This is a genomic window from Pseudomonas sp. LRF_L74, from assembly GCF_965644255.1.
Lineage (GTDB): Bacteria > Pseudomonadota > Gammaproteobacteria > Pseudomonadales > Pseudomonadaceae > Aquipseudomonas.
Map to the genome: position 1 here is coordinate 693262 of NZ_CBFFRH010000002.1, position 23164 is coordinate 716425.

The following is a 23164-nucleotide window of genomic DNA, read 5'->3' on the forward strand; positions in this document are numbered from 1 at the left end:
TTCGTCCGTGGATCTGTTCAGCTCTGCCCCTGTATCCCAGCCGTTGGCGGCGCGCCTGCGAGCGACCAGCCTGGACGAGTACGTCGGGCAGGAGCACGTACTTGGTCGGGGCAAGCCGCTGCGTGATGCGCTGGAGCAGGGTGCGCTGCATTCCATGGTGTTCTGGGGGCCGCCGGGCGTAGGCAAGACAACCCTGGCCAGATTGCTGGCACAGGTCACCGATGCGCACTTCGAGACCATCTCGGCAGTGCTTTCCGGGGTCAAGGAAATCCGCCAGGCCGTGGAGATGGCCAAGCAGCAGGCTGCTCAGTATGGCCGGCGGACCATCCTGTTCGTCGATGAAGTGCATCGTTTCAACAAGTCGCAACAGGACGCCTTCCTGCCCTATGTGGAGGACGGCACCCTGATCTTCATCGGTGCGACCACCGAGAATCCCTCGTTCGAGCTGAATAACGCGTTGCTGTCCCGCGCGCGGGTCTATGTGCTCAAGAGCCTCGACGAGGCGGCCATGCGCAAGCTGGTGGCGCGTGCATTGAGCGAGGACAAGGGGCTAGGCAAGCGACGCCTGACCTTGCCCGAGGAAAGCTTCACGACCTTGATGGCTGCTGCGGACGGCGATGGTCGGCGCCTGCTCAATCTGCTGGAAAACGCTGCCGACCTAGTGGACGACGGCGATGAGATAGCGCCTGAATTGCTGCAGAACCTGCTCGGCGACAGTCGCCGTCGTTTCGACAAGGGCGGCGAGGCGTTCTACGACCAGATATCCGCGCTGCACAAGTCGATTCGCGGCTCCAACCCCGACGCCGCGCTCTACTGGTTCGCGCGCATGCTCGATGGTGGCTGCGATGCGCTGTATCTAGCCAGGCGTGTGGTGCGCATGGCCAGCGAGGATATCGGTAACGCCGATCCGCGCGCGTTGACCCTGTGCCTGGATGCCTGGAACGTACAGGAGCGTCTGGGCAGCCCGGAGGGCGAACTGGCCATCGCCCAGGCCATCGTCTACCTGGCTTGTGCGCCGAAGAGCAATGCGGTGTACATGGGCTTCAAGGCGGCGATGCGCGATGCGGCCGAGAATGGTTCGCTGGAGGTGCCGTTGCACCTGCGCAATGCGCCGACACGCCTGATGAAGGAGCTGGGCTACGGCGACGAATACCGCTATGCCCACGACGAGCCGGATGCCTACGCCGCCGGTGAGGACTACTTCCCCGAGGCGCTCGAGCCGCGTCAGTATTATCAGCCGGTTCCCCGTGGCTTGGAGCTGAAAATCCGCGATAAGCTTGCGCACTTGGCCAAGTTGGATGCGAACAGCCCGCGCAGGAGGAGAGAGCCATGATCGGTGTGGTCGCCGCAGTTGCCGTGGGTGGAGTGGCCGGCACCTTGCTGCGTTTCGCCACGGGAAATTGGGTCAATGCCCACTGGCCCCAGCATTTTTATACGGCGACCCTGGCGGTAAACATTGTCGGCTGCCTGCTGATCGGTTATCTCTACGGCCTGTTTTTGCTGCGCCCTGAAATTCCGCTGGCCTTGCGCGCTGGCCTGGTGGTTGGATTCCTCGGTGGCTTGACCACCTTTTCTTCGTTTTCCCTCGACACGCTGCGCTTGTTGGAGGGAGGGCAGGCTCCGCTGGCCATCGGCTATGCGTTGCTGAGCGTACTCGGTGGGTTGCTTGCGACCTGGGCCGGGCTGACGCTGACCAGACTCTGAATGACGCTTTAGACAAGAGAACATCCCATGCTCGATTCCAAACTGGTTCGTACTCAACTGCATGACATCGCGAACCGCCTGGCCGCCCGTGGCTACCAGCTCGACGTGACCCGTATCGAAGAGCTCGAGGCGCGGCGCAAATCCGTACAGACCCGTACCGAGCAACTGCAAGCCGAGCGCAACACGCGTTCCAAATCGATCGGGCAGGCCAAGCAACGTGGCGAGGACATCGCGCCGCTGCTGGCCGAGGTCGATCGTATGGGCGGCGAGCTGGATGAAGGCAAGCGCGAGCTCGACAATATCCAGACCGAGCTGGACAACCTGCTGCTGAGCATCCCGAACCTGCCCCACGAGTCGGTGCCGGTCGGCGAGGACGAGGATGGCAACGTCGAAGTTCGCCGCTGGGGCACGCCGCGCACCTTCGATTTCGCTATCCAGGATCACGTCAGCCTGGGCGAACAGCACGGCTGGCTGGATTTCGAAACCGCTGCCAGGCTATCCGGCGCTCGTTTCGCCCTGCTGCGCGGCCCCATCGCCCGCCTGCACCGTGCCCTGGCGCAGTTCATGATCAACCTGCACACCGCCGAGCATGGCTACGAGGAAGCCTACACGCCTTACCTGGTCCAGGCGCCTGCGCTGCAGGGCACTGGCCAACTGCCGAAGTTCGAGGAAGACCTGTTCAAGATCGGCCGCGATGGCGAGGCGGACCTGTACCTGATCCCGACGGCGGAAGTGTCGCTGACCAACATCGTTTCCGACAGCATCGTCGAGGCCAAGCAACTGCCGCTGAAATTCGTCGCCCACACACCGTGTTTCCGCAGTGAGGCGGGTGCATCCGGCCGTGATACCCGCGGCATGATCCGCCAGCACCAGTTCGACAAGGTCGAGATGGTGCAGATCGTCGAGCCGTCCAAGTCTTTCGAGGCCCTGGAAAGCCTGACCGCCAACGCCGAGCGTGTCCTGCAACTGCTGGAGCTGCCTTATCGCGTATTGGCGTTGTGCACTGGCGACATGGGCTTCAGCGCGACCAAAACCTATGACCTGGAGGTCTGGGTGCCGAGCCAGGACAAATACCGCGAGATTTCCTCCTGCTCCAACTGTGGCGACTTCCAGGCGCGCCGCATGCAGGCGCGTTACCGCAGCCCGGAAACCGGCAAGCCGGAGCTGGTCCACACCCTGAACGGTTCAGGCCTGGCCGTTGGCCGGACACTGGTCGCTGTGCTTGAGAACTATCAGCAGGCCGATGGCAGCATCCGTGTGCCCGAGGTGCTGAAACCTTACATGGCCGGCATCGAAGTCATTGGCTGACAAGTAACCGAGCGCATAATACGGGGCGACGAAAGTCGCCCCGTTTTCTTTTTACTGGCCGAGTCGATCCATGGATTTCCTACCGCTGTTCCATAAACTCCAAGGCCGCACGGTGCTGATCGTGGGTGGGGGGGAGATCGCTTTGCGCAAGGCCCGCTTGATCGCCGACTCAGGTGCGCTGTTGCGGGTGGTGGCGCCCAGCATCCACGAAGAACTGCAGGCGCTGGTCGATAGCCGTACGGGCGCGCAGGCGCTCACCCGCCAGTACCAGGCCGATGACCTGCTGGGGGCCGCACTGGTTATCGCGGCGACTGATGACCAGGCGCTGAATGCCGAGGTTTCCCAGGATGCCCAACTGCGCGGAATGCCCGTGAATGTGGTGGATGCGCCGGCGCTGTGCAGTGTGATCTTCCCGGCCATCGTCGACCGTTCGCCGCTGATCGTCGCGGTCAGCAGCGGCGGTGATGCACCGGTACTGGCACGTCTTATCCGCGCCAAGATCGAGACCTGGATTCCTTCGACCTATGGGCAACTGGCTGAGCTGGCCAAGCGCTTTCGCAGCAGGGTCAAGGCGTTGTTCCCTGATGTGCAGCAACGCCGCGTATTCTGGGAAGACGTATTCCAGGGTGAGGTTGCCGAGCACGTCTTCGCTGGTCGCCAGGGCGAGGCGCAGCGGCTGCTTCAGGCCAAGGTCGGCGGTGCGCAGGTCCAGGCCTTGGGCGAGGTGTATCTGGTCGGTGCGGGACCGGGCGATCCGGACCTGCTGACTTTCCGCGCACTGCGCCTGATGCAGCAGGCCGACGTGGTGCTGTACGACCGCCTGGTGGCGCCAGCGATCATCGAACTGTGCCGTCGGGACGCTGAGCGCATCTACGTGGGCAAGCGTCGTGCGGACCACGCATTGCCCCAGGAGCAGATCAACCAGTTGCTGGTCAACTTGGCCAAGCAGGGCAAGCGTGTGCTGCGTCTGAAGGGCGGCGATCCGTTCATCTTCGGTCGCGGTGGCGAAGAGATCGAGGAACTGGCCGAGCAGGGTATCCCGTTCCAGGTGGTGCCAGGTATCACGGCTGCTTCAGGCTGTGCGGCCTATGCCGGTATCCCGCTGACGCATCGCGACTACGCGCAGTCGGTACGTTTTGTCACCGGTCACCTCAAGGATGGCAGCTTCAACCTGCCTTGGCAGGAACTGAGCGCTACGGGCCAGACCCTGGTGTTCTACATGGGCCTGGTCGGCTTGCCGACCATCTGTGCCGAGTTGATTCGCCACGGTCGCTCTGCGGACACCCCCGCGGCTTTAGTGCAGCAGGGCACAACGCAGCATCAGCGGGTGTTCACCGGCTCGCTTGGCAACCTGCCGCAACTGGTGGCCGAGCATGAGGTGCATGCGCCGACCCTGGTGATCGTCGGCGAGGTTGTCAGCCTGCGAGACAAGCTGGCCTGGTTCGAAGGAGCGGAAAGCTGAGCGGACATCGAAGGGCGGGGCGGGCAGTTAAGCGCGAATAGAATTTCGAAGTACACAAAGCAAAACGCCCGATGGATCATCGGGCGTTCAAAATTCAGCGGGTGTGTCAGGCGGCGACGAATTCGGCTGAGTAGGCTGCGCCCTGGGCAATCTGGACTTCGTTCAAGGTCTCCCGGACAACTTGTTTGGCCAGGCAGGCGCATTTGCCGCATTGAGTTCCTACACTGAGCGTTTCGCGTACATCGCGATAGCTGCAGCAGCCCTCATAGATCGCATCACGAATTTGACCGTCGGTAACACCCTGGCAAAGGCATACGTACATAAAGCAGGCTCGATGAGAACTGATTGCTGTTGCGTACGGATACTAATGTTAATGAGAATACGTGTCAAAGCTGGGCGACGAAATATCTGAGAAAAATGCTGAGGCTTGAAGCGGCAGGTTCTATTCGTCCCTTCCATCAAGCATCGTGCGCTTGAGCAATACATAGATTGCGCCTGTTCCGCCATGCCGGGGCAGGCATGAGGTAAAGCCCAGGACCTGGGCATGCTGACGCAGCCAGGTGTTTACATGGCTCTTGATCAGTGGTCGTTTCCCATCCATGCGAGCGGCCTTGCCATGGGTAATGCGCACGCATCTGACTTCCATCCGTGCCGCTTCGTCAAAGAACTCCCAGAGCACCTGGCGAGCCTTCTCGACGCTCATGCCATGAAGGTCCAGGCTGCCTTCGAAAGCGACCTGGCCCGCTTTCAGCTTGCGCATCTGGCCATCCTGAACGCCATCGCGTGCCCAGTGAAGCTCATCTTCCGCGCCGACATCAATGACGAATTGATCGGAAAGGCCATCGATCTTGACTTCGCCGGTCCTGGCGGTTGCAGCCTTGCGCGCGGCGTCGAGGCGTTGCCGGTCGGACTTGGGCTTGCCCATGTCCGCACGATCATGGGTCATGGGCCTGACGCCATGAACGGCGGTCTGGAAGAGGGAAGAATCGTCGTCTTGCATAGGGGGGCGGTGGTTCAAATAAGCTCGCGAGAATGGGATACCAGCGTGGCGAAATTGTCGGCGAGTGCCGCCATCTCGATGCGATGCAGTTCACTGGCAGTGATCACACCGCTTGCCGAGGGGATGTCACGTGTTGCGCAGGCTGTGTCGACCAGCGTACAGCGGTACCCGTAATCCTTGGCTGCGCGCACCGTGGTACTGATGCTGGAGTGAGTCATGAACCCGCAAACGATCAGGTCGAGGTGGCCGATCTGTTGTAGGTGTTCGTGCAGGTCGGTGCCTGCGAACGCATTGGGCAGGCGTTTTTCCACGACGATTTCGCCGTTTATCGGTTCCAGGCCTGCAATGTAATGGCCGCGACTGCCTTGAGGGTCTAGAAAACCGCCGGGAATGCCCAGGTGATGAACATGCAGGACAGCGCTGCCCTGATTACGGGCTGCCGCGAGAAGAACGGCGATTTCCTCGCATGTGGCATCGATGTTCGGCAAAGGCACTATCCCGCTACGATATTCTTCCTGGGCATCGATGATGACCAGTGTTGCCTTGCCCAGGGTGGCCGGCGCATAACCGCGGCCGGTCAACTGAAACAGGGTTTTTGGTTTGGGCATGACGCAAACTCCAAATGCGGCTGTTGCTCTATTCTCCGCCGCCAGCGTTCATCTGTGAACTCTTGCGCCATTGATGATTTTTTGCCAGGGCCTGTCGATGGGCGTGAAATACATTCGTGCAGCCTCTAGAATCGGCGGCCATTTCTGGAGGTGAACCTGTGTCCCGATCCCACCTGCGTACCGTGCGCGACCATATTCGCTGGGCTGTCAGCCAATTCCATCGTGAGGGCCTGTTTTTCGGACACGGCACCGAAAATGCCTGGGATGATGCGCGCCAACTGGTTCTCGGTGCTTTGCATCTGCCCTGGGAAGTCGCTGACGCTTATCTGGATTGCCGCCTTGAAGAAGACGAGATTGAACACTTGCGCGATTTACTGCGCCGTCGTATCGAGGAGCGTATCCCTACGGCCTATCTCGTTGGCGAAGCGATGTTCTGTGGGCTGCCGTTCCTGGTTGATGAGCGGGTACTCGTGCCTCGCTCGCCTATAGCTGAGTTGATTGCTGAGCAGTTTCAGCCCTGGCTGCCTAAGCAGCCGGCAAGGATCCTTGATTTATGCACGGGCTCCGGCTGTATCGGCATTGCTTGTGCTTACGCGTTCGAACAGGCGGAAGTGGTGCTGGCAGATATTTCTTTCGAGGCGTTGGAGGTCGCTAACCAGAACATCGAGCGCCACGGCCTGGAGGAGCGTGTCTATACCGTGCAAGGTGATGGCTACGACGGTCTTCCTGGGCAGCGCTTTGACTTGATCGTCTCCAATCCGCCCTATGTCGATGCAGAGGATTTTGCTGGTATGCCTGCTGAATACCAGCACGAGCCTGCGCTGGGGTTGGCCTGTGGCGATGACGGACTGGATCTGGTACGTCGCCTGCTGGCCCAGGCTGCGGATCATTTGAGTGAGCACGGTGTTCTGGTCATCGAGGTGGGTAACAGCCAGGTTCATGTCGAGGCGCTGTACCCCGAGGTGGATTTCACCTGGCTGGATTTCGAGCAGGGTGGCCACGGCGTGTTTCTGTTGGCCGCCAGCCAGTGTCGTGAGCACCAGGCCCTGTTCAAGACTCGTCTGCGGCCTTGAGGGGCGCTAGGTCAATGGGTGGCGATCCAGATCAGTAGGGCCGCCTGGAACACGGCGAATATGGCCAGGCAGCCAATGGTGAAGCGTAGGCTGCTGTCTTCGCGCTTGAGGATGGCCACTTTTTCTTCGAGCTTGCGCAAGCTGACCTCCTGCTCGGCGAGGTTGCGGTCGGCTTGCTGCAGCATGACTGCCGCCTCCAGTAGCTCCAGCGGCTGAACCTTCTCATGATTCCAGCCAGCCTTCAGTACATTGAGTCCTGCTGCGCCGTAGCCTACTTTACCGTCCGCTTCCCCCTCGCTGCTCAACGTGAAGCCCAGTGCTTGCAGAATACGGTCGCGACGCATTCTGCTGCCTTCCGCGATACTGCCTTTGCCCGGCAGACTGCCGCCTTCCACGGCATAACCTGGGGCGCGTCGTTGTGCCCAGCTTATGCCCTGGCTCATAAGGAAGCGCCCAAGGCCCCGATTATCTGGCTCGACGCTGAAGTTGGCATCATCGACGAAACGCACTGTGCGCTTGCGGTGGTCGAGCCAGATTTCGATATGGTTCTGCTCGGGGCGAACGCGCTGCCCGGGCAGGGATAGCGTGAGGCGCAGCAGGCTCTGTTCGGCAGAATGCCGTTCGACGCGGCCAAGTTGAACGAAGCGCAACGGCCTGGGACCGCTTTCGCGGTCAGTCGGAAGCGGGGGGAGGCGTAGCAAGCGAAACTGCTCTGCTGGCAAGTCATGCCAGGGATGAGGCGTCGACGGTACTTCTTCTATTTGAGGTTGCGAGGGGGTGTCGCTCATCACGGCCATCCTGTCTGGTTGCTTGAAGCATGCCAGCGTGGGGGGGGCCGGCAAAGGCTTATCGGCTGTTTTTGCGAGGGCTGGAGTCGATGTTGAGAAAGTCGCTCAACAAGTTGCCGAGAGAATCGGCAAGCGGAAGCCCGGGATCGTCGTAGGATGCCAGTTGGCGTTGTGCATCTGCGGGAACGATGGCCATCACATGGTTCATGCCCGGAACCAGTGCCAACTGGCTATCGGGTCTTGCTTCGTGCAGTCGCTTTGCGTCTTCTTCGCTGACTTGCATATCAGTGCTTCCCTGGATGATAAGAGCCCGCATTCGCGTTGCCTTGAAGGCTTTTGCCGGGTCCTGGCGAAACAGCGATATGAGGTAGGGCTGAACGCTTGGGCGAAACAGCACCATCAACTGCGGGCTGACCAAGTTGTGGATTTTCCCCTGTTCAAGACTGCGAATCAGCGCCAGGCTTTCCGGGAGAAGGGCGGGTGGCTGGTGTTTGCGCAGTTGTTCTTCTAGCACTTGTGCTAGCGGTCGTCCGCTGCCGGCGATGCTGACCAGCGCATCGGCCCTGCTTCGCGGCGCAGCCAGGCTGGCAATCAGCGCGCCTTCGCTGTGGCCAATCAGATAGAGGCGCGAGAAGCGTGTATCCGCTTTTAGTTGGCGGGCCCAGGCAATCGCGTCGTCTTTATAGGCCTCAACGCTCAAGTTGCGTTCGTCCTGGCCGGCAAGCCTGCTGGCTGCTATTCCACGCTTGTCATAGCGGACACTGGCAATTCCGTGTTTGGCCAGCAACTCGGCAAGCTTGCGCAGGCTGTCGTTGTTTCCCTGGGGGTTATTGCCGTTGCGATCAGTAGGGCCTGACCCCGCAATCAGCAGGGCAACGGGCATAGGGCCGTCGTGCTTGGGCAGCAACAGGCTGCCGTAAAGTGTTCCGCTCGAGGTGACCAGTACGATGGGGCGGTGCAGTGTGGTCTGGGCCTGCAGCAGGGCAGGCAGGAACGACAGGGCGATCAGCAGAAACAGGCGCATCAAAAGGCCTCTGGGCAGGGTCGCCATTCGAGCATCAAACGCTTGCAAGGTTCTATCAATCGTCATCGCTAGGTATACTGCCGGCCTTTAAGATCAAGCCTGAATTCGCGGAGCGCGCTGCATGTCCGGCAATACCTACGGCAAGCTGTTCACCGTAACCACCGCTGGCGAAAGCCACGGCCCGGCGCTGGTCGCCATCGTCGATGGTTGTCCGCCAGGCGTCGAGCTCTCGCTGCTGGATTTGCAATGTGACCTTGATCGCCGCAAGCCAGGGACCAGTCGCCACACGACGCAACGCCAGGAAGCGGACGAGGTGGAAATCCTCTCCGGGGTATTCGAAGGCAAGACCACCGGCACGGCCATCGGCCTGTTGATTCGCAACACCGACCAAAAGTCCAAGGACTATTCGGCGATCAAGGATGTCTTCCGTCCGGCTCATGCCGACTATACCTATCACCATAAATATGGCATCCGTGACTACCGTGGCGGTGGCCGCAGCTCGGCGCGGGAAACTGCCATGCGGGTCGCTGCCGGGGCTATCGCCAAGAAGGTACTGGCCGGTTTCGGCATTCAGGTTCGTGGCTACATGAGCCAGCTTGGGCCGATCGAGATTCCGTTCAAAAGCTGGGACAGTGTCGAACAAAACGCCTTCTTCAGCCCTGATCCTGAAAAAGTCCCGGAACTTGAGGCTTATATGGATCAACTGCGCCGTGATCAGGATTCGGTCGGAGCCAGGATTACCGTGGTTGCCGATGGCGTGATGCCGGGGCTGGGCGAGCCGATCTTCGATCGCCTGGATGCCGATCTGGCTCATGCCCTGATGAGCATCAATGCGGTCAAGGGCGTGGAGATCGGTGCTGGCTTCGCTTGTGTGGCCCAGCGCGGCACCGAGCATCGTGACGAATTGACGCCGCAAGGCTTCGTTTCCAATAACGCAGGCGGGGTGCTGGGCGGTATTTCTTCTGGCCAGCCAATCGTTGCCAGCCTTGCGCTGAAGCCGACGTCGAGCATTACCACATCGGGCCGCTCGATAAATGTCGAAGGTGAAGCGCTGGATATGCTCACCAAGGGGCGCCACGACCCCTGCGTGGGCATTCGTGCCACCCCCATTGCCGAAGCGATGATGGCCATTGTTCTGCTCGATCATCTGCTGCGTCACCGTGGGCAGAACGCTGACGTGAGTGTATCTACGCCGGTACTCCGCCAGCTGTGAGGGCTTTGCCGTTACCGTACTGGCGGTTGTCGGGCTTCTACCTGTTCTACTTCGCCCTGCTCGGCGCCACGGCGCCGTTCCTGGGGTTGTATTTCGCCTACCTTGGTTTTTCTCCCGCCCGGATTGGCGAGCTCGTTGCCATCCCGATGCTGATGCGTTGTATCGCGCCCAATCTATGGGGTTGGCTGGGCGACCGCAGTGGGCGGCGCTTGTTGATTGTGCGGATCGGCGCGTTATGCACGCTGTTCAGCCTGAGTCTGATCTTCGTCGAACAGACCTACGCCTGGCTGGCCATGGTCATGGCGCTGCACGCATTCTTCTGGCATGCGGTATTGCCGCAGTTCGAAGTCATTACGCTGGCTCACCTTCGCGAGCGCGCATCCGGTTATGCGCAGATCAGGCTTTGGGGCTCGATTGGTTTCATCCTGGCGGTTGTAGGCCTTGGCGAATTGTTCGAATGCCTGGGTATGGCGGCTTACCCTTATGCATTAGTGCTGATCATTGCCGGTATCGTTCTCAGCAGTATCTGGGTTCCAGATGCCCAGCCTGTTGCAGACCAGCGCTGGACTGGGCGAGAGGACGGTTTTCTGGCACAACTGCGCCGACCGGGGGTGATGAGCTTTTATCTGTGTGTGGCGCTGATGCAGCTTTCCCATGGCCCGTATTACACATTTCTCAGCATTCATCTAGAAACCCTGGGCTACAGCCGCGGATTGATCGGGGTTCTATGGGCGCTGGGCGTCGTGGCGGAAATCCTGGTCTTCATGGCCATGACGCGCCTGCTCGATCGCTTCGATCTTCGTCAGGTGCTGGTGGCCAGTTTTCTGATCGCGGCCTTGCGCTGGCTGCTATTGGGCTTCATGGCCGAGCATTTGGCCGTGCTGTTGTTTGCCCAGGTCCTGCATGCTGCTACGTTCGGCAGTTTCCATGCGGCGGCCGTACACTTCGTCCAGCGTAGTTTTGGCCCTCGGCAACAAGGCCAGGGCCAGGCGCTCTACGCCGCCCTGGCCGGCGCGGGTGGCGCTCTCGGAGCGCTGTATGCCGGTTACAGCTGGAAGCTCATCGGTCCGGGCTTGACCTTTGCCTTGGCCAGTCTGGCCGCATTTGCCGCAGCGGTTATCATGAGCGCCCGATTTGACGAGGCGCAGCAGTGAGTCACGGCATTTTTATTGCGCATCGCCGCAGCTAAGGAACCTTCAATGAGTAGCTTGACTGTCTATCATCAGAGCAGCCCGCAATTACCTAACAAACTGTTGAACGATTGGACCGACATCGCCAGCACGTTGGCCGCGGTTGGCGTGGGTTTCGAGCGCTTGCAGGTTAACGGGCCAATTCGACCGGGGGCCGACGAGCATGAGGTGGTCGCAGCCTGTCGAGTACAGCTCGACGCACTGATGAGCCAACAAGGGTATGAGGTCTTCGATGTTCTCAGCCTGGACAGAAACCACCCGCAGAGCAGCGCGTTACGGGCCCGCTTGGTCGAAGAGCATCGTCACCCCGAAGATGAGCTGCGCTTGTTCGTCGCTGGACGAGGCCTGGTAAACCTGCATATCGGCGACTGCGTTTACGCAATCCTTTGCGAGCGCAACGATCTGCTGACAATTCCGGCTGGGACTCGTCACTGGCTCGACATTGGCGAGTCTGCGCATATTGTGCTCATTCGCCTGTTCAGGACGCCCGCTGGGCGGCAGGCTGAGTTCACGGGGGATCCTGTCGCTCAAGGTTTTGTGCGCCTGGACGATTGAGCAGGGATAGCGCGCCCACGCGTACCCATAGAGATACGTTGGTCCGGCTTCAATGGATTTATCCATCTATTTCTTATGGGGATAGCGTGTCGCGCTTGTCCCTCGGCTCGGATAATGGGGTAGACTCGTCGCTGTCGTAGCGTGCTCATGGCCCCAGGCTGGCGCCTGGAAGTCAGGTGTTGCGTCGGCATCCAGCAGGCCGGGCATATGGTTGCCTGGCTGCATCCGTCTGTGTTTCCTCGTTGTATCCTGTGTAAGCGGCTGCTAATACGGACTTTTGGCGTTATGTATTTGGCTTTATTGAAGCCAAGGTTTCCGGATTGCTGAGGCTTGTGCGTCAAAATCTCTGCGCGAAGCGGCGTTTTTGATACTGCGAGGTGTCGCTTGATTAAGGTTCTGGTGGTCGACGACCACGATCTAGTGAGAATGGGCATTACCCGGATGTTGCTCGACATCGAGGGGATTCAGGTCATCGGTCAGGCTGACTCGGGAGAGGAGGCTCTGACAAAAGTCCGTGAGCTGAAGCCTGACGTTGTCCTTATGGATGTGAAGATGCCAGGCATAGGCGGCCTTGAAGCAACCCGGAAACTGCTCCGAAGCCATCCAGATCTGAAAGTGATCGCGGTGACGGCCTGTGAGGATGATCTGTTCCCGACTCGCCTGCTGCAGGCCGGTGCGGCTGGTTATCTGACCAAGGGTTCCGCGCTCGAAGAGATGATCCAGGCAATTCGCATGGCCTTTGCTGGGCAGCGTTACATCAGTCCGCACATTGCCCAGCAGCTGGCCCTGAAATCCTTCCAGCCCAACAATGGCGCCTCGCCGTTCGAGCAACTGTCCGAGCGGGAGATTCAGATCGCCTTGATGATCGCCAATTGCCAGAAGGTACAGACCATTTCCGACAAGCTTTGCCTGTCGCCGAAAACGGTCAATACCTATCGTTATCGCATCTACGAAAAGCTTTCGGTCTCCAGCGACGTTGAGTTGGTGTTGCTGGCGGTTCGTCACGGCATGGTGGATGCCGTCAACTGAAATGCCAGTCTTCGATGCGGTCGCATTCCTGGCCACCTGTAGTGGCAGGCCAGGTGTATACAGAATGTTCGATGACGGGGCCAGGCTGCTTTATGTCGGCAAGGCCTCCAACCTGAAAAAGCGTCTTGCCAGCTATTTTCGCAAGACCGGGCTGGCTCCGAAGACTGCAGCCCTGGTTGCGCGAATCGCATCCGTCGAGACAACGATTACTGCGAATGAAACCGAAGCCCTGCTGCTTGAGCAGACGCTGATCAAGCAGTGGCGGCCGCCCTACAACATCCTGCTGCGTGATGATAAATCCTACCCCTACATCCACTTGTCCGATGGCGATTACCCTCGTCTTGGGATCTACCGCGGGGCAAAGAAGGAGAAAGGGCGCTATTTCGGTCCTTATCCCAGTGCGGGGGCCGTGCGTGAAAGCCTTGGCCTTTTGCAAAAGGCATTTCAGGTTCGCCAGTGTGAGGACAGCTATTACAGAAATCGCACGCGTCCTTGCTTACAGTATCAGATCAAGCGCTGCAAGGCGCCTTGCGTCGGATTGCCGTCTCAAGAGAATTACGCTGAAGATGTCCGGCATTCGGTGATGTTCCTTGAGGGGCGCAGTACGGCGCTGACCGACGAGTTATCGGCGGCCATGGAGAAGGCTGCGATGAGCCTTGAGTTCGAGCTTGCTGCAGAACTACGCGATCAGATTGGCCTGCTGCGGCGGGTTCAGGACCAGCAAAGCATGGAGGGAGGCACGGGCGATGTAGATATCGCCGCGGCCATCGTCAATCCGGGCGGCGCCTGTGTGCACCTGATGAGCGTACGGGGTGGGCGTATGCTCGGTAGCAAGAGTTTCTTTCCTCAGGTTGGTATTGAAGAGGACGGAGGGGCCGTCTTGGTCGCATTTCTCGCCCAGTATTACCTGGCGGGCCAGGAGCGCGACTTCCCGTCGGAGGTGATCGTCAATGTCCTCCATGAGGATCTTCCGACTCTCGCTGATGCTATCGCGCAGTCTCGTGGACGCGAGTTAGCGATCAGCCATCGAGTGCGTGGAACGCGTTCGCGCTGGCAACAGCTAGCTGTGACCAATGCCGAGCAGGCGCTGGGCGCCAGGCTGGCCAACCGACAGCACGTTGCTGCTCGTTTTGACTCTCTTACCGAGGCGCTTGGGCTGTCCGAGACGCCGCAGCGCCTTGAGTGTTACGACATCAGCCACTCCAGTGGCGAAGCCACGGTGGCATCTTGCGTGGTATTCGGACCGGAGGGACCACTGAAATCTGACTACCGTCGCTACAACATCGAAGGCGTTGCGCCAGGCGACGACTATGCCGCCATGCATCAGGCTTTGACGCGCCGTTTCAGCAGGCTGAAGGAAGGCGAGGGCAAGTTGCCTGACATCCTCCTGGTCGATGGCGGTAAGGGGCAGATGGCGATGGCGCGGGAAGTCTTGCAGGAACTGGCCGTTCCTGAGCTGATATTGCTTGGTGTAGCCAAGGGTGTTACCCGTAAACCGGGCCTGGAAACCCTCTATCTAAATGAGCCCAGCCATGAATTCACCTTGCCGGCCGACTCCCCGGCACTCCACCTGATCCAGCAGATCCGCGACGAGGCGCACCGTTTCGCCATTACCGGGCACAGGGCTCGTCGAGGCAAGGCGCGCAAAGTTTCTTCGCTGGAGCAGGTCGCGGGTGTCGGCCCGAAACGTCGGCGTGAACTGCTCAAGCACTTTGGTGGCCTGCAGGAACTGTCTCGTGCGAGTTCCGACGAGATAGCTAAGGCTCCCGGAATCAGTAAAAAGCTTGCCGAGTCGATTTATGCGGCCCTGCACAGCGAGTAGAATGCGCGCTCAATTCGCTGGTCAGTGGCCCCGATGAATATCCCGAATTTGCTCACTGTGTTACGTGTTCTGCTGATACCTGTCTTCATTCTCCTGTTCTATCTGCCGTTTTCTTGGAGTTATCAGGCCGCGAGCGCCGTTTTCGCGTTTGCGGCGGTAACGGACTGGTTCGATGGCTATCTCGCGCGTCGCCTGGAGCAGAGCACGCCCTTTGGAGCCTTCCTTGATCCGGTGGCGGACAAGTTGATGGTCGCCGTGGCACTGGTGCTGCTGGTGGAAGAGCATGCCCAGTTGGGGTATATGCATGTGCTGCTGACACTCTCCGCGGTGATCATCATCGGCCGCGAAATAGTGGTCTCGGCTCTGCGGGAATGGATGGCTGAGCTGGGCGCACGTGCCCATGTGGCAGTCTCCAACCTGGGCAAGTGGAAAACCGCAGCACAGATGCTGGCACTGGTAATCCTTTTGGCGAATCCTCCGCAAGTGACATTCTTGGTGATCGTGGGCTATGCGCTGCTCATCGTGGCTGCCGGCTTGACTCTGTGGTCGATGTTCCAGTACCTGCTGGCAGCCTGGCCACACCTGAGCACTGACACCGAGAAAAAATAAAGTTTTTTGAATCAAGGGCTTGACGCACCGCCGGGAACGTATAGAATGGCGCCCGTCACCAAGACAAGCGGGAATAGCTCAGTTGGTAGAGCACGACCTTGCCAAGGTCGGGGTCGCGAGTTCGAGTCTCGTTTCCCGCTCCAAATATTGGTTTATGGATATCCATAAAAATCCATAAACTATTGAAAAAAGGGCCTTTTGGCCCTTTTTTTGTGCCGCAAAGTTTTACTGAAATCCACCGGTATCCAGGCCTATTTAGTCCATTTTTTAGTCCATCAACCCAGCAGCTTCGATTTCGCTTTTCTTGTGGTGGGTGTTAGGGTGACGAGGCCATATCAGGCTCTAACGCAATGTTAGGAGTTCAGCTATGGCACTTTCAGATGCAACCGTTTGAATCACCCCGGGTTTCGTGGCGGCCTCAACTCTTGAGAAGATGAGGCCATGAGAAAAAGACTACGACCTACTCCCCTGAAGTCCGTGAACGTGCCGTGCGCATGGTTTGGAGCACTTGAACGACCACCCCTCCGAGTGGGCTGCTATTGAGGCCATTGCACCGAAGATTGGCTGTGCAGCGCAAACCCTGCATTGCTGGATTTGTCGCCAGCAGACCGACGCAGACCAGCGCCCCGGGCCTACAACCGAAGAGCGTGAACGTATCAAGGCGTTGGAACGGGAGAACCGCGAATTGCGCAAAGACAATGAGATTCTGCATCTGGCCAGTGCATATTTTGCCCAGGCGGAGCCCGACGGGCAGGCCTTCCTGCGCCGCAGCAAGTCCTGAGGGCATTTGTTGACCAGCATCGCGACCGTCTCGGGGTCGAGTCGGTCTGTCGTGTGTTGCAGATCGCCCGTCCGGTTACCGCAGGCACACGGCGCAGCAGCGTAACCCGAAACTGCGCTGCCGCCGTGCTCGACGCGATGAGGCATTGAGCTTGGAGATCCAGCGCGTGTGGGACGCCAACATGCAGTGCTATGACGCAGTGACGGTCTGGAAGCAGCTCCGGCGAGAAGGCATCGAAACTGCCAGATGCACGGTGGAGCGGTTGATGCGTCGAGCTGGATTGCAGGGCATAAGGCGTGGCCAGTAGGGCCTGTACTTGGCCAGGACTTCTGCGACCCTATGACTCCGCGCAGAATGTAGTGGCGGAAGAAGTCGTTAGCAGGGACACAGCTCTCCATTGTGTCCCACAGCAGAATCGGAAAGCCGGGATAAGGGCGTCCGTCAATCACCAAATCTTTCGTAGCCCAAACAAACTCCATTGCCAGGTTCCAATCTGATGTAAATCCCCTCGAAAGGACTCAGAGTTGGGGCCAACACCATGGGATCTTTGGGCTACTTTAACTCCTTGTTTGCAAAGCTAACACTTAGCAAGCGCCTGAACATGATCGGTTCCTCAAATTTGCAGGGGGCCATTGTGCCAGTGTTTTACTGGTCGCAAAAATGGCGCCTATAGGTTTGATGGCGGACGAAGAATCCGCAGAGGCGCTCGGGGAGGCTCATCTGGACAGATAGCTGTCGTAGATGCGCTGGATGCTGCCGTCGTTGCGCAGGCTGTCGAACGCCTCGCGCAGGGCTTCGACCACTTGCGGGTCGCAATCCAGCGAGCAGCCCAGGTAGAGCTGCGAGTCAGTCAGTGGCGGACTCATGCGCAGGGTCGGCTGGGCGGCTTCCTGCATGATGTAGAGGCCTTCGGGCACGGTGGTGAACCAGGCGTCGATGCGTTTCTTCTGCAGCAGCGCCACAGGGTTCTCGCCCAGGCGCAGAGCGTGAATCTGCTCGCGCCTGAAGCCATTGGCCAGGAGGATTTCCAACTGCACCGTGCCCAGGCCGACAGCGATGTTGCGGTAGCGTTTTCTGGCTTCCTCGAAGCTGGCCACTGGCTCATCGAGGCTGAAAAACGCTCTTGGCAGGGCCATGATCGGCGCGACCCAGGTATACAGCGACTCGCGCTCCGGGGTCCGGGTGAGGGGAATGATCAATCGTCCAGAACCTTCCTGGACCTGCTTCTGGATGCGCAGCCAGGGCGCGGTATGCAGGATCGCTTGATAGCCGGCGCGCCTGATCGCCTCCAGGGTGAGGTCGCCGGTGATGCCGTGATGGTGTCCCGGTTCGGGCATGGCCAGGGGCGGCGCTTGTGGAATGTACAACTCCACGGTCGGCAGACCGTCTCGTGCAGTGCTGGCGTTCGGCAGCATCAGGGAACAGGCGATGGAGAGCAGGACCAGCGCGCGCATGAGGTGATCCGGGCAGGCAGATCAGGCCAGTATAGGAGCCCGCTGGCCGATTCGGCGCATTACCGGCGCGTGGCTGCCGGATAGCTGGAAGAGCGCGGGCTGGAGCGCGTGGGGCGGACATGCCGCCAGGCGGATGCCTGGCTTCATTTGCGCGGCGAGTAGTCGACCGGCTCGAAAGTCGACAGCGCCCGTGTCACCACCGGATCGTCGCGGTATTTGTGCGCCAGGGTTTTCAGGCGTTGGTTGATCGGCGGGCAGTATTCGGCGAGCGCATCGCCGATTTCCTTGCCGCGCTCCTCGTCGTAGGGTTCCTCGCCGGCGAAATGCTCGCAGGTGGCATAGCCCTCGATGAATACACGCACGTCATCGGGCAGGGCCGCGACTTCCGCGTCGTTCGGTCGTGGGGGCGGCGCGCCCGCGGTGTTAGCGTCCGCTGTGCTCAACTGGCCGCTGGGAAGCCAGCCGGCCACGTCGTCACTGTAGCGGACCACGACCCAGTCGCCCCTGAATCCTTCCACCACTACGCTGGCGTTGGCTGGAACGGCGCGCTGCGAATCACCACAAGCCAGATTAGGCGCCGCATAGAGGTCCGTTGCGGCGACGACGGTACTGGTCCAGGGCGATGGGAAACTGCGGGGAAAACTGTCTTCTGCAAGCTCGGCACAGTTCACTACCGTACTGGCGAGGGTTTCGATGCGTTCGACCTTTTCCATCAGCAAGGGCGCATGGTGATGGCCGGTGAAGGCGGAGAACAACTGGCCGCGCAGGGTAACCGGCTGTCCGAGAAAGGGCCGTAGCGCGTCGAAACCAGCCTGGTCGAGTACCAGTTGCACCAGGCGCACATCATCGTCCGCGCCGATATCCGCCTCATCCTGGTTGCCTCTGACGCAAGCGGGTTCGGCCAGGCTCAGGTAAAAGCCGGTCTCCGCCGCGTCGCCGGTTTCGATGTCTTCGTAGTTGGGCGGGCCGGGAAATACCTGGCGTTCCAGGGTGCCGTCCAGGGTGGCTTGGCGGGGGCTGAAATCCTGGCAGGGACTGGCCAGCGCGGCAGCGGTGGGCAGGGTAGCCAGACCCAGGCAGAGCAGGGCACGGGGCAGCGATGCCATGGTGAGGTTCCATCTCGATGAAAACGAGCCTGCATGATAAATGGCCAGGCCGGTCATCGCCTATGGCCGGCGTGAGAGATGCGCCTCAGTCACGCAGTGCCGGCAGGTCACGATACAGCTCGAGCGCCTGGGGATTGGCCAGGGCATCGGTATTCTTCACCGCTCGGCCGTGGATGACGTTGCGCACCGCCAGCTCGACGAGCTTGCCGCTGATGGTTCGTGGGATGTCCGCGACCTGGATGATCCTGGCCGGCACATGGCGTGGCGTGGTATGGCGGCGGATCACCTGGCGGATACTTGCCTGCAAGTCGTCATCCAAGATTAGGCCTTCGCGCAGGCGGACGAACAGCACCACGCGCACATCGTTGTCCCACTCCTGGCCGATGGCGATGGATTCCAGCACTTCGTCGATCTTCTCCACCTGACGGTAGATTTCCGCGGTGCCGATGCGCACTCCACCGGGGTTGAGGACCGCATCGGAGCGGCCGTGGATGATCAGTCCGCCATGGCGGGTTTCTTCGGCGTAATCACCATGGGCCCAGATGCCGGGGAAGGTGGCGAAATAGGCGTCGTGGAGTTTTGCTCCGGCGCCATCGTTCCAGAAACCGATGGGCATCGAGGGGAAATGCCGGCAGCAGACCAGCTCGCCTTTCTCGCCGATCACGGCCTTGCCCTGGTCGTCCCACACTTGGACATCCATCCCCAGCCCTTTGCATTGCAGCTCGCCGCGATACACCGGCAGGACCGGGCTGCCCAGGGCGAAGCAGGAGACAATGTCGGTGCCCCCGGAGATGGAGGACAGGCACAACTCGTGCTTTATCTCGCGGTAGACGTAGTCGAAGCTTTCATGCGCCAGCGGCGAGCCGGTCGAAAGAATGGTCTTGAGGCTGTCCAGGCGATGGCTGTGACGCGGGCGCTCGCCGCTTTTCTCCAGGGCGGCGAGGTACTTGGCGCTACAGCCGAAGACGCTGATGGCCTCGGCATCGATCAGGTCCGGCAGGCGCGAGGCCCCGGGGTGAAACGGCGAGCCGTCGTACAGCACCAGCGTCGCGCCCTGGGCCAGCCCGGAGACCAGCCAGTTCCACATCATCCAGCCGCAGGTGGTGTAGTAGAACAAGGTATCGCTGGCACCGACGTCGCTGTGCAGGCCGTGTTCCTTGAGGTGTTGCAGCAATGTACCGCCGGCGCTGTGGACGATGCACTTGGGCACGCCAGTGGTGCCGCTGGAATAGAGGATGTACAGCGGATGGGCGAACGGCAGGTGGACGAAGCGCGGCTGGCCCGCCGGCTGGTAGAAGTCGCTCCACAGTGTGGTTTGCGCCTGGCTGTGCAGCGCCTCGGGCTGAATGCTGCCCAGGGCATACGGCACGACGACCAGTTGGCGCAGAGTCGGCAACTGAGCGAGGATTTCCCTGAGCTTGTCGCGCAGGTCCAGGACCTTGCCGCCGTAACGGTAGCCGGCACAGGCGATCAGCACCGTCGGTTCGATCTGGCCGAAACGATCGATCACACCCTGAGTGCCGAAGTCCGGAGAGCAGGACGACCAGATCGCGCCCAGGCTGCTGGTGGCAAGCATGCTTACCACGGTCTGCCAGGTGTTGGGCATGAAGGCCGCGACTCGATCGCCGGGCCCGATACCGACTTCTTCCAGGCTGCGCTGCAGCCCGGCGACATGCGCGCTCAGTTGCTCATAACTGAGCTGTTCACGCTCGCCGTGCTCGGTGATGGCAATCAGCGCCGGATGCTCATCGTCGCGGCGCAGCAGGTGTTCGGCGAAGTTCAGCGTGGCGCCAGAAAACCATTGGGCACTGGGCATCTGCTCGCCTTCACGCAGCACATGCTCGGCAGGCGTGGCGAACTGCACGGCGAAGAAGTCGACGATGGCCTGCCAGAAGTCGGCACGGGCGTCGACACTCCAGGCGTGCAAGGCGTGATAGTCCGCCAGCCCCAGCGCATGGCGCTGATTCACGTAGCGACGAAACGCATCCATGCGCGTGCTGGCGATTCGTTCGGCGGATGGAGTCCAGAGTGCGTCACTCATGGTCGTTCCTTGTTCGGTCACATGGATCGAGTATGGCTCAGCGTGCCAGCCAGCCTCCGTCCATGTTCCAGGCAATGCCGCTGGTGTCGGTTGCCCGTGCCATCACGCCAGCGCAGCATGCTCCACGCTTCTCGGCAGGCGTTTCTCCTGGCTATTGATCTGCTCGGCCAGCTCGATGAGCTGTTCGCGCATCCAGCGGTTGGCCGGGTCCTGATCGGTGCTTTCATGCCAGTACAGATGGCTTTCCAGGGCGGGCACGTCATTCACGGGCAGCGCCATGTAGTGCAGGCCGTGGCGACGGGCGATGCGCTCGGGCACCGTCATCGACATATCGGTGCTTTGCACCACCGAGCCGGCCATCAGGTAGTGTTGCGAACGCAAGGCGACGCGCCTTTGCTGGCCAAGCTTGCCCAGTGCCAGGTCGACGTAGCCCAGGCCATTGCGCCGGCTGGAAATCTGGATATGTGCCAGCGACAGGTATTCATCCAGGCTCAAGCGCTCCTTGGCCAATGGATGACCGACACGCACAGCGCAGACGTAGCGTTCCTCCATCAGCTTGACGTGGCGCACCTGTGGGTCGGTGTTGAGTGGCACGTCGATGGCGAAGTCCAGGCGCCCGGCGGCGAGTTCGGAGGTGGTTTCACGGCGCTTGCTCAACAGGCTCTCGATGCTCACCGATGGCGCCAGGCGCCGGAGGCGCTGGAACAGCGGTGGCAACAGCACGGACTCGATCATATCGGTCATGCTGATGCGGTAGGCCTTGGTCGCCTCGCGGGCATTGAAGGTACGGCTTTCCTGCACCGAGATCCGCAGCAAACGCAGGGCGTTGCGTACCGGTCCGATGATGTTCTGCGCCATGGGGGTTGGCACCATGCCCTGGGCGGTACGGACGAAGAGCTGGTCGTTGAAGGTCTCGCGCAGGCGGGCGAGGGCGTTGGATACGGCTGGCTGGGTAATGCCGACGATTTGTCCGGCGCGGGTCAGGTTGGCTTCGCTGTAGATCGCGTCGAACACGATGAAGAGGTTGAGGTCGACCTTGTTCAGGTTCATGAGCTTGTCCCGGCTGTTGTTGTTATGGGCATCGCATATCGCTGATGGATGTTAATAAGCGGCGGAAATGGATTAGGTAATTTTTTGTTGCGCTTGTAGGGTTTAGGTTCATCCAGCAAGGAGGTTGCCATGGACTTCGCCTATTCACCCAAGGTCGAGGCGTTGCGTGAGCGTGTCACGGCATTCATGGATGCCTACGTCTACCCGGCCGAGAAAATCTTCGAGGAGGAGGTTGCCCAGGGGGATCGCTGGCAACCGACGGCGATCATGGAGGACCTGAAAGGCAAAGCCAGGGGCGAGGGATTGTGGAACCTGTTCCTGCCGGATTCCGAATACGGCGCGGGTCTGAGCACTATCGAATACGCGCCGCTGGCCGAGATCATGGGCCGTTCGTTGATAGGCGCCGAACCGTTCAATTGCGCCGCGCCGGATACCGGCAACATGGAGGTGCTGGTGCGCTACGGCAGCGAGGCGCAGAAACGGCAATGGCTGGAGCCGTTGCTCGCGGGTGAGATTCGCTCGGCGTTCGCCATGACCGAGCCGGATGTCGCCTCCTCGGATGCGACCAACATGCAGGCCAATGCCCGCCGGGACGGGGACGAGTGGCTCATCAATGGTCGCAAGTGGTGGACCTCCGGTGCCTGCGACCCACGTTGCAAGGTCATGATCTTCATGGGCCTGAGCAATCCCGAGGCGCCTCGCCATCAGCAGCACTCGATGATCCTGGTGCCGCTGGACACGCCAGGGGTCAAGGTGCTGCGCCCGCTGCCGGTGTTCGGTTACGACGATGCCCCGCATGGCCATGCCGAGGTGCTGTTCGAGGACGTACGGGTGCCTTACGAGAATGTGCTGCTGGGCGAGGGGCGAGGCTTCGAGATCGCCCAGGGGCGCCTTGGCCCAGGACGCATCCACCATTGCATGCGCTCCATCGGCATGGCCGAGCGCGCGTTGGAACTGATGTGCCAGCGCGCGGCGTCACGCACGGCCTTCGGCAAGCCACTGGCGCGCCTGGGCGGTAACCTCGACCTGATCGCCGAATCGCGCATGGAGATCAACCAGGCGCGCCTGTTGACCCTCAATGCGGCATACATGATGGATACCGTGGGCAACAAGGTGGCCGCCAGCGAGATCGCGCAGATCAAGGTGGTGGCACCGAACGTGGCCTTGAAGGTCATCGACCGGGCGATTCAGTTGCACGGCGGTGCCGGGGTTTCCAATGACTTTCCGCTGGCCTACTGGTACGCCATGCAGCGCACGTTGCGCCTGGCCGACGGCCCGGACGAGGTACACCGGGCGGCCATCGGCAAGCACGAAATCGGCAGGTACCTGCCGCGCCAGGCGCGCTGA

At 60.5% G+C, this 23164-nt stretch carries 21 protein-coding genes, 1 tRNA gene, 1 pseudogene and 1 other annotated feature; of the genes and pseudogenes, 14 read left to right on the plus strand and 9 right to left on the minus strand.

The genetic code is table 11. The annotated features are described in order from the left end of the window. Positions 1-7: 7 nt before the first annotated feature. The 4 genes from ACSZPK_RS08060 (at position 8) to cysG (ending at position 4474) form a co-directional block, all read left to right on the plus strand. The gene (locus ACSZPK_RS08060) at positions 8-1333 is read left to right on the plus strand and encodes a replication-associated recombination protein A (protein ID WP_437880910.1); all 1326 of its coding nucleotides are present in this window, start codon (positions 8-10) and stop codon (positions 1331-1333) included. Further along, positions 1330-1704 (plus strand): fluoride efflux transporter CrcB, encoded by a 375-nt coding sequence (gene crcB / locus ACSZPK_RS08065; protein WP_437880911.1) that lies wholly within the window; start codon positions 1330-1332, stop codon positions 1702-1704. Before ACSZPK_RS08060 ends, crcB begins: the two co-directional genes overlap by 4 nt. A 27-nt stretch (positions 1705-1731) precedes the next feature. Continuing rightward, entirely contained in the window at positions 1732-3012 is a 1281-nt protein-coding gene (gene serS, locus ACSZPK_RS08070) for a serine--tRNA ligase (protein WP_437880912.1), read from the plus strand. A 70-nt stretch (positions 3013-3082) separates the two neighbouring features. After that, a complete protein-coding gene (gene cysG / locus ACSZPK_RS08075) occupies positions 3083-4474 on the plus strand; it encodes a siroheme synthase CysG (protein ID WP_437880913.1) in 1392 nt (463 codons plus the stop codon). 106 nt (positions 4475-4580) lie between these two features. Here the strand turns inward: cysG and ACSZPK_RS08080 are convergent, their stop codons facing one another. The 3 genes from ACSZPK_RS08080 to ACSZPK_RS08090 all read right to left on the minus strand — a co-directional run bounded on the left by ACSZPK_RS08080 (position 4581) and on the right by ACSZPK_RS08090 (position 6082). Next, on the minus strand, positions 4581-4796 hold the full coding sequence (locus tag ACSZPK_RS08080) for a bacterioferritin-associated ferredoxin (RefSeq protein ID WP_437880914.1): 216 nt from the start codon (positions 4794-4796) through the stop codon (positions 4581-4583). Between the two features lie 120 nt (positions 4797-4916). Next, positions 4917-5474, minus strand: coding sequence for a Smr/MutS family protein (locus ACSZPK_RS08085; RefSeq protein ID WP_437880915.1), 558 nt, complete (start codon positions 5472-5474; stop codon positions 4917-4919). Positions 5475-5488: 14 nt separating this feature from the next. After that, positions 5489-6082, minus strand: a complete 594-nt coding sequence (locus ACSZPK_RS08090; protein WP_437880916.1) for a cysteine hydrolase family protein — start codon at positions 6080-6082, stop codon at positions 5489-5491. A gap of 158 nt (positions 6083-6240) precedes the next feature. Between ACSZPK_RS08090 and prmB the strand changes: the two genes are divergently transcribed. Continuing rightward, a complete protein-coding gene (prmB, locus tag ACSZPK_RS08095; RefSeq protein WP_437880917.1) occupies positions 6241-7155 on the plus strand; it encodes a 50S ribosomal protein L3 N(5)-glutamine methyltransferase in 915 nt (304 codons plus the stop codon). A gap of 11 nt (positions 7156-7166) precedes the next feature. On the opposite strand, the gene ACSZPK_RS08100 is transcribed toward prmB, so the two are convergent. Further along, positions 7167-7943: a hypothetical protein gene (locus ACSZPK_RS08100; protein WP_437881016.1), complete on the minus strand. Its 777-nt coding sequence runs from the start codon at positions 7941-7943 to the stop codon at positions 7167-7169. Positions 7944-8001: 58 nt separating this feature from the next. Next, positions 8002-8967, minus strand: coding sequence for an alpha/beta hydrolase (locus ACSZPK_RS08105; protein ID WP_437880918.1), 966 nt, complete (start codon positions 8965-8967; stop codon positions 8002-8004). A gap of 121 nt (positions 8968-9088) precedes the next feature. Here ACSZPK_RS08105 and aroC point away from each other — a divergent pair, with 121 nt between their 5' ends. The 8 genes and pseudogenes from aroC to ACSZPK_RS08145 all read left to right on the plus strand — a co-directional run. Beyond that, the gene (aroC, locus tag ACSZPK_RS08110; RefSeq protein ID WP_437880919.1) at positions 9089-10180 is read left to right on the plus strand and encodes a chorismate synthase; all 1092 of its coding nucleotides are present in this window, start codon (positions 9089-9091) and stop codon (positions 10178-10180) included. Continuing rightward, positions 10177-11334, plus strand: a complete 1158-nt coding sequence (locus tag ACSZPK_RS08115; protein ID WP_437880920.1) for an MFS transporter — start codon at positions 10177-10179, stop codon at positions 11332-11334. Before aroC ends, ACSZPK_RS08115 begins: the two co-directional genes overlap by 4 nt. A gap of 45 nt (positions 11335-11379) precedes the next feature. Continuing rightward, entirely contained in the window at positions 11380-11925 is a 546-nt protein-coding gene (locus tag ACSZPK_RS08120) for an acireductone dioxygenase (protein WP_437880921.1), read from the plus strand. A 384-nt stretch (positions 11926-12309) separates the two neighbouring features. After that, the gene (gene gacA, locus ACSZPK_RS08125) at positions 12310-12954 is read left to right on the plus strand and encodes a response regulator transcription factor GacA (protein WP_437880922.1); all 645 of its coding nucleotides are present in this window, start codon (positions 12310-12312) and stop codon (positions 12952-12954) included. Position 12955: 1 nt separating this feature from the next. Then, a complete protein-coding gene (uvrC, locus tag ACSZPK_RS08130) occupies positions 12956-14776 on the plus strand; it encodes an excinuclease ABC subunit UvrC (RefSeq protein WP_437881017.1) in 1821 nt (606 codons plus the stop codon). Positions 14777-14809: 33 nt separating this feature from the next. Beyond that, entirely contained in the window at positions 14810-15385 is a 576-nt protein-coding gene (gene pgsA, locus ACSZPK_RS08135) for a CDP-diacylglycerol--glycerol-3-phosphate 3-phosphatidyltransferase (protein ID WP_437880923.1), read from the plus strand. A gap of 67 nt (positions 15386-15452) precedes the next feature. Beyond that, a tRNA-Gly gene (locus tag ACSZPK_RS08140) sits at positions 15453-15528 on the plus strand. 351 nt (positions 15529-15879) lie between these two features. Continuing rightward, a pseudogene (locus ACSZPK_RS08145) lies at positions 15880-16470 on the plus strand (IS3 family transposase); the annotation flags it as partial. After that, positions 16106-16236: a sequence feature (AL1L pseudoknot), on the plus strand. (Overlaps the previous pseudogene by 131 nt.) Positions 16471-16882: 412 nt before the next feature. On the opposite strand, the gene ACSZPK_RS08150 reads toward ACSZPK_RS08145, so the two are convergent. From ACSZPK_RS08150 to ACSZPK_RS08165, 4 genes are all read right to left on the minus strand, one after another. Continuing rightward, on the minus strand, positions 16883-17620 hold the full coding sequence (locus ACSZPK_RS08150) for a substrate-binding periplasmic protein (RefSeq protein WP_437880924.1): 738 nt from the start codon (positions 17618-17620) through the stop codon (positions 16883-16885). Positions 17621-17763: 143 nt separating this feature from the next. Beyond that, on the minus strand, positions 17764-18726 hold the full coding sequence (locus tag ACSZPK_RS08155) for a DUF4431 domain-containing protein (RefSeq protein ID WP_437880925.1): 963 nt from the start codon (positions 18724-18726) through the stop codon (positions 17764-17766). 85 nt (positions 18727-18811) lie between these two features. Beyond that, entirely contained in the window at positions 18812-20767 is a 1956-nt protein-coding gene (locus tag ACSZPK_RS08160) for an acetoacetate--CoA ligase (RefSeq protein ID WP_437880926.1), read from the minus strand. 102 nt (positions 20768-20869) lie between these two features. After that, entirely contained in the window at positions 20870-21817 is a 948-nt protein-coding gene (locus tag ACSZPK_RS08165; RefSeq protein ID WP_437880927.1) for a LysR family transcriptional regulator, read from the minus strand. A 129-nt stretch (positions 21818-21946) separates the two neighbouring features. On the opposite strand from ACSZPK_RS08165, the gene ACSZPK_RS08170 reads away from it, so the two are divergent. Further along, a complete protein-coding gene (locus ACSZPK_RS08170; RefSeq protein ID WP_437880928.1) occupies positions 21947-23164 on the plus strand; it encodes an acyl-CoA dehydrogenase in 1218 nt (405 codons plus the stop codon).

Bases quoted from the DNA above. Each gene is read 5' to 3' on its own strand.
- cysG (WP_437880913.1), top strand. From the start codon at position 3,083: ATGGATTTCCTACCGCTGTTCCATAAACTCCAAGGCCGCACGGTGCTG.
- ACSZPK_RS08160 (WP_437880926.1), bottom strand. From the start codon at position 20,767: ATGAGTGACGCACTCTGGACTCCATCCGCCGAACGAATCGCCAGCACG.
- ACSZPK_RS08085 (WP_437880915.1), bottom strand. From the start codon at position 5,474: ATGCAAGACGACGATTCTTCCCTCTTCCAGACCGCCGTTCATGGCGTC.
- pgsA (WP_437880923.1), top strand. From the start codon at position 14,810: ATGAATATCCCGAATTTGCTCACTGTGTTACGTGTTCTGCTGATACCT.
- ACSZPK_RS08100 (WP_437881016.1), bottom strand. From the start codon at position 7,943: ATGAGCGACACCCCCTCGCAACCTCAAATAGAAGAAGTACCGTCGACG.
- uvrC (WP_437881017.1), top strand. From the start codon at position 12,956: ATGCCAGTCTTCGATGCGGTCGCATTCCTGGCCACCTGTAGTGGCAGG.
- ACSZPK_RS08105 (WP_437880918.1), bottom strand. From the start codon at position 8,967: ATGCGCCTGTTTCTGCTGATCGCCCTGTCGTTCCTGCCTGCCCTGCTG.
- aroC (WP_437880919.1), top strand. From the start codon at position 9,089: ATGTCCGGCAATACCTACGGCAAGCTGTTCACCGTAACCACCGCTGGC.
- ACSZPK_RS08090 (WP_437880916.1), bottom strand. From the start codon at position 6,082: ATGCCCAAACCAAAAACCCTGTTTCAGTTGACCGGCCGCGGTTATGCG.
- ACSZPK_RS08170 (WP_437880928.1), top strand. From the start codon at position 21,947: ATGGACTTCGCCTATTCACCCAAGGTCGAGGCGTTGCGTGAGCGTGTC.
- serS (WP_437880912.1), top strand. From the start codon at position 1,732: ATGCTCGATTCCAAACTGGTTCGTACTCAACTGCATGACATCGCGAAC.
- ACSZPK_RS08150 (WP_437880924.1), bottom strand. From the start codon at position 17,620: ATGCGCGCGCTGGTCCTGCTCTCCATCGCCTGTTCCCTGATGCTGCCG.
- crcB (WP_437880911.1), top strand. From the start codon at position 1,330: ATGATCGGTGTGGTCGCCGCAGTTGCCGTGGGTGGAGTGGCCGGCACC.
- ACSZPK_RS08080 (WP_437880914.1), bottom strand. From the start codon at position 4,796: ATGTACGTATGCCTTTGCCAGGGTGTTACCGACGGTCAAATTCGTGAT.
- ACSZPK_RS08120 (WP_437880921.1), top strand. From the start codon at position 11,380: ATGAGTAGCTTGACTGTCTATCATCAGAGCAGCCCGCAATTACCTAAC.
- ACSZPK_RS08165 (WP_437880927.1), bottom strand. From the start codon at position 21,817: ATGAACCTGAACAAGGTCGACCTCAACCTCTTCATCGTGTTCGACGCG.
- ACSZPK_RS08155 (WP_437880925.1), bottom strand. From the start codon at position 18,726: ATGGCATCGCTGCCCCGTGCCCTGCTCTGCCTGGGTCTGGCTACCCTG.